This is a genomic window from Streptomyces sp. NPDC054863 (assembly GCF_053610825.1).
Window position 1 is genome coordinate 1 of the sequence record NZ_JBSGZD010000242.1, and the last position, 12,162, is coordinate 12,162.

Annotated in this window: 14 protein-coding genes; 5 read left to right on the top strand and 9 right to left on the bottom strand. The window is 71.5% G+C overall.

Features of this window, described 5'->3' with window-relative positions; all coding sequences use genetic code 11:
- Window positions 1-25: 25 nt before the first annotated feature.
- Entirely contained in the window at window positions 26-739 is a 714-nt protein-coding gene (locus ACWGIG_RS30015; protein WP_453324831.1) for a DUF4386 domain-containing protein, read from the bottom strand.
- Window positions 740-871: 132 nt separating this feature from the next.
- Window positions 872-1,492 (bottom strand): TetR/AcrR family transcriptional regulator, encoded by a 621-nt coding sequence (locus ACWGIG_RS30020; RefSeq protein WP_453324832.1) that lies wholly within the window; start codon window positions 1,490-1,492, stop codon window positions 872-874.
- Window positions 1,493-1,614: 122 nt separating this feature from the next.
- Between ACWGIG_RS30020 and ACWGIG_RS30025 the strand changes: the two genes are divergently transcribed.
- The 4 genes from ACWGIG_RS30025 (at window position 1,615) to ACWGIG_RS30040 (ending at window position 5,016) form a co-directional block, all read left to right on the top strand.
- Window positions 1,615-1,836 carry a hypothetical protein gene (locus tag ACWGIG_RS30025; protein ID WP_453324833.1) on the top strand — a complete coding sequence of 74 codons (222 nt, stop codon included), beginning with the start codon at window positions 1,615-1,617 and terminating at the stop codon, window positions 1,834-1,836.
- 696 nt (window positions 1,837-2,532) lie between these two features.
- Window positions 2,533-3,483, top strand: coding sequence for an alpha/beta fold hydrolase (locus ACWGIG_RS30030; RefSeq protein WP_453324834.1), 951 nt, complete (start codon window positions 2,533-2,535; stop codon window positions 3,481-3,483).
- 60 nt (window positions 3,484-3,543) lie between these two features.
- The gene (locus ACWGIG_RS30035) at window positions 3,544-4,293 is read left to right on the top strand and encodes a MerR family transcriptional regulator (RefSeq protein ID WP_453324835.1); all 750 of its coding nucleotides are present in this window, start codon (window positions 3,544-3,546) and stop codon (window positions 4,291-4,293) included.
- Window positions 4,294-4,413: 120 nt separating this feature from the next.
- Window positions 4,414-5,016, top strand: coding sequence for a Uma2 family endonuclease (locus ACWGIG_RS30040; protein WP_453324844.1), 603 nt, complete (start codon window positions 4,414-4,416; stop codon window positions 5,014-5,016).
- Here the strand turns inward: ACWGIG_RS30040 and ACWGIG_RS30045 are convergent.
- Together ACWGIG_RS30045 and ACWGIG_RS30050 are read right to left on the bottom strand one after the other, a co-directional pair.
- Entirely contained in the window at window positions 5,003-5,395 is a 393-nt protein-coding gene (locus ACWGIG_RS30045; RefSeq protein ID WP_453324836.1) for a VOC family protein, read from the bottom strand. The genes ACWGIG_RS30040 and ACWGIG_RS30045 overlap by 14 nt on opposite strands.
- Entirely contained in the window at window positions 5,392-6,201 is an 810-nt protein-coding gene (locus tag ACWGIG_RS30050) for a trans-aconitate 2-methyltransferase (RefSeq protein WP_453324837.1), read from the bottom strand. Before ACWGIG_RS30050 ends, ACWGIG_RS30045 begins: the two co-directional genes overlap by 4 nt.
- Before the next feature lie 89 nt (window positions 6,202-6,290).
- Between ACWGIG_RS30050 and ACWGIG_RS30055 the strand changes: the two genes are divergently transcribed.
- Window positions 6,291-6,791 (top strand): MarR family winged helix-turn-helix transcriptional regulator, encoded by a 501-nt coding sequence (locus ACWGIG_RS30055; protein ID WP_453324838.1) that lies wholly within the window; start codon window positions 6,291-6,293, stop codon window positions 6,789-6,791.
- Here the strand turns inward: ACWGIG_RS30055 and ACWGIG_RS30060 are convergent.
- From ACWGIG_RS30060 to ACWGIG_RS30080, 5 genes are all read right to left on the bottom strand, one after another.
- On the bottom strand, window positions 6,747-7,532 hold the full coding sequence (locus tag ACWGIG_RS30060; RefSeq protein ID WP_453324839.1) for a LuxR C-terminal-related transcriptional regulator: 786 nt from the start codon (window positions 7,530-7,532) through the stop codon (window positions 6,747-6,749). The two genes, ACWGIG_RS30055 and ACWGIG_RS30060, sit on opposite strands and share 45 nt — an antisense overlap.
- A 416-nt stretch (window positions 7,533-7,948) precedes the next feature.
- Window positions 7,949-9,109, bottom strand: a complete 1,161-nt coding sequence (galK, locus tag ACWGIG_RS30065; protein ID WP_453324840.1) for a galactokinase — start codon at window positions 9,107-9,109, stop codon at window positions 7,949-7,951.
- A gap of 4 nt (window positions 9,110-9,113) precedes the next feature.
- Window positions 9,114-10,070 carry a UDP-glucose 4-epimerase GalE gene (gene galE, locus ACWGIG_RS30070; RefSeq protein WP_453324841.1) on the bottom strand — a complete coding sequence of 319 codons (957 nt, stop codon included), beginning with the start codon at window positions 10,068-10,070 and terminating at the stop codon, window positions 9,114-9,116.
- Window positions 10,067-11,119 (bottom strand): galactose-1-phosphate uridylyltransferase, encoded by a 1,053-nt coding sequence (gene galT, locus ACWGIG_RS30075; protein WP_453324842.1) that lies wholly within the window; start codon window positions 11,117-11,119, stop codon window positions 10,067-10,069. The genes galE and galT overlap by 4 nt, the downstream gene beginning before the upstream one ends.
- Before the next feature lie 120 nt (window positions 11,120-11,239).
- Window positions 11,240-11,923 (bottom strand): helix-turn-helix transcriptional regulator, encoded by a 684-nt coding sequence (locus ACWGIG_RS30080; protein WP_453324843.1) that lies wholly within the window; start codon window positions 11,921-11,923, stop codon window positions 11,240-11,242.
- Window positions 11,924-12,162 lie beyond the last annotated feature (239 nt).

A 12,162-nucleotide genomic window follows, 5' to 3' on the forward strand; every position in this document is an offset into this window, starting at 1 on the left:
CTCGCAGGGGGTGCGGGCCATCGCTTCACCGCTCCACCGTCGTACGGCCCCGGCCGCGCGGCAGCACAGCCGCCACCCACACCAGCCAGATCAGCCCGCCGAAGCGGACCACCGGCAGGGCGAACCCGAAGGGGTCGGCCAGCAGGCTGAGCGTGGCGAGCAGGCCGGCCGCCGCCAGTACGCATCCCACCAGGGCGAGCGGCTTCGGCAGCAGCCCCGCCCGGAGCCCACTGACGGCGAGCCCCGCGACGAGAAGGCCGAAGGCCACCGCGTACGTCACCCCGCCCGTCAGGAACGAGAGGTCGGCGACCGCCCGGGCCAGTGCCGGAGCGGCGTCGGCCGCCAGCCGTTCCCCCGTCCAGGCGAAGAGCGCGCTGAACATCAACGCGAGGGCCGCCATCACCCCGCCCACCAGGGTCGTCGCGGATCCGGGCGCGGTGGTCCCGAGCGCCCGCAGCCGCCGGTACAGAACGGCCGCGAGCACCGCCAGCGGCACGCCGGAAGCCAGCAGCAGGAAGGCCCCGATCCGGATCGTCGTCCCGTTCCCCTGCGTGTACGCGAGGACTTCGGCGCCGGTGGCGGTGGGCTGTGGGGTGGAGCTGTTGAGGACGACGTAAGCGATCGTCAGGACGGCGAAGGAGAGGACGGGCAGGAGCAGGGGCGGGCCCCCTTGCGGGTGTCGTGCGCGGGCGGTGTCGGGCACCGTCGCGGTGGTGCCGGAGGTACGGGTGGTGGTCAAGGTGACTCCTAGGTCGGGACGCACACCAGGAGGCCGAAGGAGCCTCCGCCGTGGTGCGCGGTCACCGCTACGACGGGGCGCGCGCCTCCGAATGTGACATCGCCACCGATCCCCCGCCCTGCCCTCTCTCCCCTACCGGCCGAGCAGTCCCTCAAGGTGGTGGTCCAGAACTCCCTTGGCAGCGGCGTGAGTTCGCATGCCGAGCGCCACGTCCACACCCAGCCCCGTGGCCACCGACCAGCAGATGTCCGCATCGATACGGAGATCCCCCACGACCTCCCCCTCCTGCCCCACCCCTCGCTCCGCCCGCGCCCCGGCGATCAGCCCCGCCGTGAAGTCCAGCAGTTCACCGTCGCCCGGCCCCAGCACGCCCGCCATCTCCGGGTCCGAGATCGCCCGCCCGAGCACGGCGACGGACAGCCGCAGCAGCCGTACCCCTTCCTCGTCGCGCGCGAGCATCGCGTACAGGCACTCGCGGAGCACGACCTCCGCGCCGGGGGAATCCCGGTCCTCCGCCACCGCCTTGATCGATGCCTCGATACGGGCGTTGAGCGCGGCCACGGCCCGCTTGACCGCGTCGCGCACGAGCTCTTCCCGCGACGCGTGGTAGTGCTGCACCTGCCCCATCGAAACGCCGGCCTCGGCCGCGACCTTCCGCAGCGTGACGCCTTCGAGCCCGTCCCGGAGGGTCAGCGCCCAGACGGCTTCGGCCAGCCGCCGCTTACGGTCCTCGTGGTCCACGACCTTCGGCATGCGTGCACCTTTCCCGCTTCTTCAGACTTTCCCATGCGATCGCATTGCATCCACCCCGCCCACTCAATACAATGCGAGTGCATTGTATTGGCTGTCCTCCCGCACGGCGAAAGGCATCCCCCATGAAGTTCGACGTCCTCCAGGTCATCGGCGCGGTCCTTCTGGTCATCGGCGGCCAGGGCGCGATCCGTCTGCTGATCGACCACGACGACACGGGCCTGCTCGGCGGCCTCGGTGCCCCGTTCACGGTCACGCTCGTCACGTACCTCACGGCCGTCCTCTTCGGCCTGATCCTGGCGGGCTGGGCGCACGACCGCGCGAAGGCGCTGGGCCGCCGGAAGTAGCGACCCGGGGGCGCGCCCGCCCGCCCAGGTTCACCCGCCGCATCCGCACCCGCCGCAACCGCCCCCGTCCCCGCCCTCGCAGGAGGACGAGCTCCCGTCGCACGACGAGTCGCTGTCGGGCGAGGCGCTCCGGCCGGACGTCGAACCGCCGCAGCCCCCCACCGCGCCGCCCGCGACCCAGCTTTCGCGCTCACCCCGGCGCGGTGCACTCGGCGCGGGCCTGCCGGGATTCCGTGCGGGCCTGTTCCTGACCTTCTCGACGACGACGATCAGGGCCACCAGAAGCACAGTCACCACGAGCCCCACGGCCCAAATCCCCGCCACGGACCTCACCGCCCTCCTGGCTGCCACCGCCCCGAGGCGGTGGGCGCTCCCCCCGCACGCGCGAGGGCACACCGACGGTCCCAGAGCGCACCCGGGTAGGTCCAGGGCTCGCGCGGCAGGATGGGAATCCGCCCCGGCGCGAGGGGGAACAACGGCCCGACCGATCCAACGGTCCATTGCCCGTCGGCTCACGGGCCAAGGTGGGGGTGTCGGAACAATGTCTCACTTGCACGTGTAAGTGAGACATTGTTGTGCGCGGCTACCGGGAGTGCGCGTGGCACGCTGAACGCAGCGACGTGGGACCGATCCAGCGAACTCGGCTCGGCGGAAGGGGTTGACCCTGCCGCAACGTCAGGGTTGGAGCCTTGTCGCATGACGCACAGCAACAACGACAACCGCAGCAGCAGCAACAGCAGCACGTCCCCGGCCCGGCCCGCCCCGCCGCTCGGAGGGTTCCAGAAGATCGACGGTCGGCGGATCTTCGTACACCGGGCGGGCAGCGGCGGGCCGGCCGTGGTGTTCCTGCCGGGGGCCAGCGCGGTCGGTCTGGACTACTTCGGGATCCAGCAAGGGGTTTCGCAGTTCACGACCGCCGTCATGTACGACCGCGGCGGCACCGGCTTCAGCGATCCGCTCCCGCTGCCGCGCACCGCCGCCGCAGTTGCCACGGAACTGCGCGAGCTGCTCCGCGCCCAGCACATCCCCGCCCCGTACGTCCTGGTCGCGCACTCCCTCGGCGGCTTCTACGCGCACCGGTTCGCCCAGCTGTACCCGCAGGACGTGGCCGGACTGGTCTGGCTGGACGCCTTCCACCGCGACTGGGACGCCTTCATGCCTCCCGAGGCGAGCCTCGCCACCGTCGAGCGGATGGGACCCGGCCGGGAGCAGCTTGAGCAGATGCGGCCGGCCCTGCGCGCGATGTACGCCGAGCTGCTCGCGGACTACCCGGAGCACATGCGGCAGGCGCTGATCGACGGCAAGACGAGTGAGGAGTGGACGCTCTCCGGCATCGGCGAGCGCACCGGGCTGGCCGCGCTCGCCGCCGAACTGCAGGCCGGGCCGCCCGTTCCCGACGTCCCGGTCGTTGCTCTCACCGTGGTGGGCACCGACCCCGGGCAGAAGGCGATGACGTCGGAGCGGACGTTGCAGGCGATGCACGACGGCAGGACGAGGCTGGACGCGGCCCTGACCGGCTCGGTCTCGCACGGGGAGCAGCGCATCCTCTCCGACACCGCTCACCACCGGCTCTGCTTCGACCGGCCCGATGCCGTGATCCGGGCGGTGCGCGACGTCGTCGACCGGGCGCGGGCGGCTCGCGCCTAGACTCGGCACGACTGCACGTCGCACACGTCGTGCACGACGTACGAAGACCCGAGGAGGACGGTGCTCACGATCGGCCGGCTCGCGGCGACCGCCGGAGTGACCGTGCGCACCGTTCGGCATTACCACCAGATCGGTCTGCTGCCCGAGCCCGAGCGCGATGCCTCCGGCTACCGCCGCTACAGCGCGCAGGCCGCGGTGGATCTCATCCGGATCAGGACCCTCGCCGACGCCGGAGTACCACTGGCCCGTATCGATGCGCTGCTGCACGCCCGGCCTGCGGAATTCGAGGCGGCCGTCACCGGCATCGACACCGCCTTGCGGCACAAGATCGACCAACTCACCGAATCCCGCCGCCGGATCGCCCAACTCGCCGGTGGCGAGAGCCTCTTCCTGCCTCCCGAGGTCGTCGCCGTCCTGGACCGGATGCGCGGTCTCGGCATCAGCGAACGGCGCGTACGGCTCGAACGCGACGCCTGGATCCTGATGCGGGCGCTGGACCCGCACGTCGTGCCGCAGCGGATACGGGAGAAGAACGCCGACCTCGACGACCCCGGGACGACGCGCCTGCTTCTCGCCTGCGACGAAGCGGTCGACTGGGATCCGCACGACCCACGCCTGGACCGGCTCATCGACGACCTGGACGCCTGGGAGATCGCACACGCCCGGGACAGCGCCCAGGACAGCGACCGGTCCGGGTACCTGAAGCTGGTCTCCTCCCGGATCTCCGAGGCCTCACCGGCCTGGCAGCGCATCATCGCCGCCCTCGCCCACCGCGCCAAGCAGCGCCGCCCCGCCGGGCACGACGGCTGACAGGCGCAGCGGCTCCGGCAGCCCGGCAGGCCCGGCGTCACTCTTTGTGAGTACGTTTGGCAATCTCGGCCGCTACGGTGAGGGGGCAGGCCCAGAATCCCGTCCATGGGAGGAATCACCATGACCGCCGAGCCGATCGCCGAGTCGGGATGCCACTGGCCCGTGCCGCCGCAGGACGGCTACACCGTGGACGACCTGTTTACGCTGCCCGGCCTCCCGCCGCACACCGAGATGCTCGACGGGAGCCTGGTATTCGTGAGTCCGCAGCGGCGTTTCCACGCCAAGATGATCGAGCTGTTGATGAACGGCCTGCGCAGCACCCTTCCAGAAGCCCTGACGGTCGAACGCGAGATGACCGTCGTGATCGACCGGCGCAACGGCCCTGAGCCCGACCTCTCTGTCGCGCTGGCCGAAGCCGCGACCAGTCTCGAACAGACCCACTTCCAGGCGGCCGACGTCCGTCTCGCCGTCGAAGTCGTCTCCCCGGAGTCCGAGTCCCGCGACCGCGACACCAAGCCCCGCAAGTACGCCGCCGCCGGCATCCCGCACTTCTGGCTCGTCGAGATGACCGACAGCAACGCACACCCCGTCGTGCGCGTCTACGAACTCGACCCGCTGTCCAGGACATACGCGCTGACCGGCATCCACCACGATCAGCTCAAGGTCAAGGTCCCGTACGACATCGCCGTCGACATCACGCTGGACGCCCTCAAGAAGCTGTGACCGCCTCTGTGCGCTCCACTGCGTCCGCCTCCAGGAACTCCAGCCTGTTCCCCACCGGATCCGTCGAGTAGAACCGCCTGTGCCCCGGCAGGTCGTCGTCCCGGACGACCTCCGCGCCGTACGACGCCAGCCGGGCCGCGTACGCCTCGACAGCAACGACCCTGATCCCCGGATGCGCCTTCCTCGCCGGGCGGAAGTCCTCCTCGATGCCCAGGTGGAGCCGGACGCCGCCCGCCTCGAACCAGCACCCTCCGCGCGCCGCCAGCACCGGTGGCTTCGGGATCTCCCGCATGCCCAGGACGGTGACGTAGTACGTGCGCAGGGCCGGCTCCGAGCCGGGAGGAGCGGCGAGCTGGACGTGGTCGAGTGCGGCAATCACCGGCGGACTCCCCCGGTGGCCACCGCGAAGATGCGGCGGAAGGGGAAGACCGTCCCCGCCGGACCCGGCGGGTAGGCCTCGCGCAGGGCGGTCGCGTACTCGGCGGTGAAGGCGGCGACGGCCTCCTCGTCGTCGGCGAGGGCGGTGAGGACCGGGCGCAGGGCCGTGCCCTTGACCCAGTCCAGGACCGGGTCCTCGCCGGTCAGGAGCTGGAGGTAGGTGGTCTCCCAGACGTCCGCCTCGCAGCCGAGGGAGGTGAGCAGGGAGAGATACGTCCCCGGCTCCTCGACCGCCGCCGCACGGTCACCCACGCCCGACAGCCGTGAGCGCCACCTCGCCGACTCCCGCAGCTCCGCCAGGATCGTATGGCTGGGGGCGTCGAAGTTGCCCGGGACCTGGAAGGCGAACGTCCCGCCGGGGGTGAGGGCGTCCCGCCAGGCGGGGATCAGCGAGGTGTGGTCCGGGACCCACTGGAGGAGTGCGTTGGAGACGATCAGGTCGTACGAGGCGGGGGCGGGGGCCCACGTCGACGCCTCCGCCTGCGCGAAGTCCAGGTTCCCCCCGGCGTACTGCTGCGCCTTCGCCAGCATCTCGCGGGAGTTGTCGTAGCCCGTGATGCGGGCGTCGGGCCAGCGGGCGGCGAGGAGAGCCGTCACGTTGCCCGCGCCGCAGCCCAGGTCCGCGATCCGGGCAGGGGGTGCGGCGGGGGCGATACGGGCCAGGAGGTCCACGAAGGGGCGGGTGCGGCGGCCCTCGTGGCGGAGGTACTGGGACGGGTCCCAGACAGGGGAGGGAGGAGTCGTCATGCCGTCCAGCCTCCCCGCAAAAGTATCTTGATGTCAAGAGACTTGAGGCCAAGAGACTTCATGTCGACAGACCCCCTACACTGATCGCCATGGAGGACGAGGTCGACCGACTGGTCGCAGCATGGCGCCGAGAGCGCCCCGACCTCGACGTGGAGCCCCTTGAGGTGCTCAGTCGAGTGTCCAGGCTGGCGCGCCATCTCGACCGTGCGCGCCGGCTCGCGTTCTCCGAGCACAGTCTGGAGCCCTGGGAGTTCGACGTGCTGACGTCGCTCCGGCGGGCCGGTGATCCCTACCAGCTGTCCCCGGGGCAACTGCTCACGCAGACGCTCGTGACGTCCGGGACGATGACGAACCGGATCGACAGGCTCGCCAAGAAGGGGCTCGTCGAGCGGCTGCCGGACCCCAATGACCGGCGCGGGGTCCTCGTGCGGCTGACGGACGAGGGGCGCGACCGCGCCGATCAGGCGCTCGCGGGCCTGCTGGAGCAGGAGCGGGCGATCCTCGGTGAGCTGTCGCAGGCACAGCGCGGCGAACTGGCAGGGCTGCTACGCCAGTTGACCGCCCCGTTCGACAACGTCCCCGGCAGTTAGGTCGGCGGGGCCCACCCCTGCCCTGCGGGCGAGGGCGACCGCGGCGAGGGTCGAGTGGACGCCCAGCTTCCCCAGCACGTTCTGCATGTGGGTGCGGACCGTGTGCGGCGAGAGGAAGAGACGCTCGGCGACGGCCTTCCGGCCGAGGCCGGCGACCATGCAGCGGAGCACCTCCCGCTCGCGCGGAGTGAGGGATTCCACCAGCCGCTCGCTCTCCGTACGGTGCTTGCGGGCCGCGGTCAACTCGCGGAGCACACCGGTGAGCAGCGCGGGCGGCAGGTGCGTCTCCTCGCGCAGTACGCCCCGGATGACGGCGAGGAGCCGTTGGAGCGAGCAGTCCTTCGCCACCCAGCCCGATGCGCCCGCCTGGAGTGCGAGGGCGGCCCTGCGCGGGTCGTCCTTCTCCGCGAGCACGACCGTACGGACGCCGGGCTGGCCGGTGCGCACCCCTGCGACCAGGGAGATTCCGTCGACCAGGCCGTCCTGCTCCGCCCCGCTGTCGGGGACGGCGACCGCGTGCGGGACGCCTCCGCCCGGCGCGAGCGCCGTGCCGAGGTCCGCGTCGATGAGCATCACGTCGAACTTGCGGCCTTCCGCCGCTCCCCGCTCCAGACATCGCAGCGCGGCGGGGCCGCTGCCCGCTGCCGCCACGTCGACGTCCGGCTCCGCCGCAAGGGCGGCGGCGAGCGACTCGGCGAAGATTCGGTGATCGTCGACCACCAGGACCCGGATACGAACCACTGCCTCTGACACCCCCATGGGTCGGGGGGCGGACCTGCGCGGACACGACTCCCGGGGCCGGGCGGAATCGTCGATGCGCACGGCCGCCGCCGTGTGCCGATCGCCACCGAAAGGTCGCTACCGACCGATCGATAACGGGCGATCCATACCCCTGCCCCGGGCGCCGTAGTCCGACTGTCTCGCCCCCTGATCAGCACCGGCCCCCACCGGTGCTCAAGCCTCAGAGTACGGGCGGGGGCGATGATCGGAAGGGTATTTGCAGAACTGTTTGGCCTCGGGGCCCAGCGCGTGCCTACTGTGTCGCGTTGTGGCGGAAGGCGAGAGGGAATGAGCAGTTCCTGTCGTTGACAGGTCGTTGACCAGTCATTGACCGGGTTACACAACCCCCTCCCGCTTCAAGGGAGTTCGCTTCGATTTCAGGCCAGTTGGCGTGCACCCGCCGCCGGTGTGACCGGGAAGACGCGTGGGCTCCGGTGACCGGCCGCCTCGAACGCCGACTCGATCGCCCGCGTCAGGCCCGCCACCTCCGACTCCTCCACGAGGACGATCGCGGAGCCCCCGAAACCACCGCCGGTCATCCGGGCTCCGTACGCCCCCGCCGCGTTCGCCGCCTCGACGGCGAGGTCCAGTTCCGGGCAGGAGATGCGCAGGTCGTCCCGGAGGGAGGCGTGCCCCTGGGTGAGTACGGGGCCGATGGCGCGGGTGTCGCCCGCGTCCAGGTGGGCGATCACCTGCTCGACGCGGTGGTTGTCGGTGAGGACGTGCCGGACGTAGCGGCGGACCCGTTCGTCGCCCAACCCGTCGAGAGCCGCTTCCAGTTGTCCGTACGGTACGTCGCGCAGGTGCGTGACCCCGAGGAGGCGCGCGCCCTCCTCGCAGCCCGCGCGGCGTTCCGCGTACGCCCCGTCGCCGAGGGCGTGCTTGACGCGGGTGTCGACGACGACGAGGGCGAGGCCCTGGGCGGCCAGGTCGAAGGGGACCTGGCGGCGGGTGAGGTCGCGGGTGTCGAGGTGGAGGGCGTGTCCCGCCTCGCAGCAGGCGGACGCCGTCTGGTCCATGATGCCGCAGGGCACACCGACGAAGGCGTTCTCGGCGCGCTGGCAGAGCAGTGCCAACTCGGGGCGGTCGAGGGGGAGTTGGTGGAGGTCGGTGAGGGCGAGGCCCAGGGAGACCTCCAGGGCCGCCGAGGAGGAGAGGCCCGCGCCGGTGGGGACGGTGGAGCGCAGGTGTACGTCCGCACCGCCGGCCACCGCCTTGTGCCCCGCCTCGCGCAGGGCCCAGACGACGCCCGCCGGGTAGATCCACCAACTGTCGGTGACGGAGAGGGGCAAGAGGTCGTCGACGTGGATTTCGGTGACGCCGTCCTCGCTGTCGCCGGAGTGCAGGCGCAGGACGCCGTCCGTGCGGCGGGCCACCGCGACCTGGGCGGTGTGCGGGAGGGCGAGCGGCATCACGAAGCCGTCGTTGAAGTCGGTGTACTCGCCGATGAGGTTGACCCGGCCGGGGGCCGCCCACACGCCCTCGGGCTCCGTACCGTACAACTCACGGAATTCCGCGGTGACTTGGTCCGGGATCATCCCGTCACTCCCCCTTGCCCCGTGCGAAGCGCCATGCGTCGCCGATGATGTCGGCCAGGTCCGGGCGCGCGGGGGACCAGCCCAGTTCGGTGCGGGCCCGGTCCGCCGAGGCGACCAGGACCGCGGGGTCGCCCGCGCGGCGGGCGCTCACGACCTCGGGGATCGGGTGGCCCGTGACCTTGCGGACGGCTTCGATCACCTCGCGGACCGAGAAGCCGTTTCCGTTGCCGAGGTTGCAGATGCGGTGCGTGCCAGGACCTGCGGCGTCGAGGGCGAGGAGGTGGGCCTCGGCGAGGTCGGCGACGTGGATGTAGTCGCGGACGCAGGTGCCGTCGGGGGTCGGGTAGTCGTCGCCGTACACGGAGATCGACTCGCGGCGGCCCTGGGCGACCTGGAGGACGAGCGGGATGAGGTGGGACTCGGGGTCGTGGCGTTCACCCGAACTGCCGTACGCCCCCGCCACGTTGAAGTAGCGGAGCGAGACCGCCGCCAGGCCGTGGGCGGTGCACTCGCCGCCGATCATGTGGTCGACGGCGAGCTTGGAGGCGCCGTACGGGCTGGTGGGCGCGGTGGGCAGGTCCTCGGTGACGGGGGTGACGGCGGGTTCGCCGTACGTCGCCGCAGTGGAGGAGAAGACGAGGCGGCGCACACCCGTGGCGCGCATCGCGGCGAGCAGGTCCATGGTGCCGCCGACGTTGTTGCGCCAGTACTTCTCGGGGTCGGCGACGGACTCGCCGACCTGCGAGGAAGCGGCGAAGTGGAGGACGCCGTCGAAGCTGGGGTCCAGATGGGCCGCCGCGTCCTGGATGCGGCCCTCGACGAAGGCGGCGCCCTGCGGGACGGCGTCGCGGAAGCCCGTGGAGAGGTCGTCGAGGACGGTCACCTCGTGCCCGGCCTCCAGGAGGTGCGCCGTGACGACGCTGCCGACGTAACCCGCGCCGCCCGTAACCAGATACTTCACTGTGCGCTCGCTACCTCTCGGAGACGGTGTGCCGCGGCCTCCGGCGACACGTCGTTGATGAACGCGCCCATGCCGGACTCGGAGCCCGCGAGGACCTTCAGCTTGCCGGACGTGCGGCGGACGGTGAACAGTTCCAGGTGCAGTGCGAAGTCCTCGCGCAGCGGGTGCCGGAAGGGCGCCTGGTGCCAGGCCGAGATGTACGGGGTGGGGGGCTGGTCCGGGCCGAAGATGCGGTCGAATCGGCGCAGCAACTCCAGGTAGACGGAGGGGAATTCGGCGCGGGCGGCGTCGTCGAGGGCGCGCAGGTCGGGGACGCGGCGGGTGGGGTAGAGGTGCACCTCGTACGGCCAGTGCGCGGCGTACGGGACGAAGGCGGTCCAGTGTTCACCCTCAAGGACGACCCGGGTGCCTTCGGCGCGTTCACGCGCGACGACCTCGTCGAAGAGGTTCGACGTGCCGCCGGCCTCGGTGGCGTGGGCTTCGAGGGAGCGGAGCATCAGGTTCGTACGGGGGGTGACGTACGGGTATCCGTAGATCTGGCCGTGCGGGTGGCCGAGGGTGACGCCGATCTCGGCGCCGCGGTTCTCGAAGCAGAACACCTGTTCCACGGAGGGGAGTTGGGCCATCTCCCTCGTGCGGTCGGTCCACACTTCGAGGACCAGGGCGGCCTGGTCCTCGGTGAGGTCGGCGAACGAGGCGTCGTGGTCGGAGGTGAAGCAGACCACCTCGCAGCGGCCCGAGTCCCCGGCGAGGGAGGGGAAGCGGTTCTCGAAGACGGCCACGCCGTAGTCGGCGGCCGGGATCTCGCTCTCGTGCCCCGGGCGGGACGGGCAGAGCGGGCACGCGTCGGCGGGCGGCAGGTAGGTGCGCTCCTGGCGGTGCGAGGCGACGGCCACCGAGTCGCCGAGCAGCACGTCGTGGCGGATCTCGGACGCGGTGGCGACCGGGGTGAGCGGGCGCGGGTCCACGGCGTCGCGGACCCGGTCGTCGGCCTCGTCGTAGTAGAGGAGCTCACGCCCGTCGGCGAGACGGGTCGATGTCTTCTTCACTGTCACCTCACGTACGCACACACACCGACAGAATCGAACACAACAAACCATAGGCCTGCAGCGCCGTCGACGCCAGGGCCCGCTGTCGATCAACGGTCGTGTTCACGAACGGTGTTGGTACTACTGCTCCTGCGGCGGGGTCACCGTCGCCCGGTCGAGGAGGCCCGTGCGGGCCGCGAGGGCCGCCGCCTCCAGGCGGGAGCCGACGCCCAGCTTCATCAGGACGCGCTGGACGTGGGTGCGCGCGGTGCTGGGCGCGATGCACATGCCGGCCGCGATGAGCCGGGTGTCCTCGCCGTCCGCGACCCGGACCAGGACCTCGACCTCGCGCGGGGTCAGCAGGTGCAGCAGTCGCTGGCCCTCGTCGTCGGGCTCGGCGGCCGGGTTGAGGAGTTCGGCGAAGGCGCCCTGGAGGAGCTGCGGCGCCACGGCCGCCTCCCCCGCACGCGCCTTCACCATGGCGCGCTCGACACCCTCTATGCGCTCGTCGTGCCGTACGTAACCGGCCGCCCCCGCGGCGAAGGCGGCGGCGATGCCGCGCGGGCTGGGTACGGGGCCCAGGACGACCACCGCCACCTGGGGCCGCTCGCGTTTGATCCGTACGATCGGGTCGAAGGTGCCCGGCAGGGCAGGGGTCGCCGTGCCGAAGAGACAGACCTCCGGCGCGCGGCTGACCACCAGTTCGGCCGCGCCCGCGGTGGGCGCGGCGGCGGCGAGCACACGGTGCCCGCGCAGCTTGAGCGCCGAGGCGAGTGCCTCGGCGAGCAGACGGTGGTCGTCGACCACCATGAGCCGCACTCCCATCGAACTACCCCCCACATTGCCCCAGGAGCAGGCCCCCCGGCCTCCTGACCCGGCAAGCTACACGCTTGTTCGACGTTGTGCGCCCCTTACCCGTAAGAAGCCACTCAAAGTCGCCAAAAGCCTTCGTTCGGCCCGCACTTGGACCGGATTCTGACCGTATCGGCAAAGTAGGGGTCACCAGGATGAGCCCTCCTGTCGGCCCGTCCGACGCGCACTGCCCCGGCTGAACGGCCGTGGGG

Bases quoted from the DNA above. Each gene is read 5' to 3' on its own strand.
- ACWGIG_RS30080 (WP_453324843.1), bottom strand. From the start codon at position 11,923: ATGGGAGTGCGGCTCATGGTGGTCGACGACCACCGTCTGCTCGCCGAG.
- galK (WP_453324840.1), bottom strand. From the start codon at position 9,109: ATGATCCCGGACCAAGTCACCGCGGAATTCCGTGAGTTGTACGGTACG.
- ACWGIG_RS30020 (WP_453324832.1), bottom strand. From the start codon at position 1,492: ATGCCGAAGGTCGTGGACCACGAGGACCGTAAGCGGCGGCTGGCCGAA.
- ACWGIG_RS30055 (WP_453324838.1), top strand. From the start codon at position 6,291: ATGGAGGACGAGGTCGACCGACTGGTCGCAGCATGGCGCCGAGAGCGC.
- ACWGIG_RS30040 (WP_453324844.1), top strand. From the start codon at position 4,414: ATGACCGCCGAGCCGATCGCCGAGTCGGGATGCCACTGGCCCGTGCCG.
- ACWGIG_RS30030 (WP_453324834.1), top strand. From the start codon at position 2,533: ATGACGCACAGCAACAACGACAACCGCAGCAGCAGCAACAGCAGCACG.
- ACWGIG_RS30025 (WP_453324833.1), top strand. From the start codon at position 1,615: ATGAAGTTCGACGTCCTCCAGGTCATCGGCGCGGTCCTTCTGGTCATC.
- ACWGIG_RS30050 (WP_453324837.1), bottom strand. From the start codon at position 6,201: ATGACGACTCCTCCCTCCCCTGTCTGGGACCCGTCCCAGTACCTCCGC.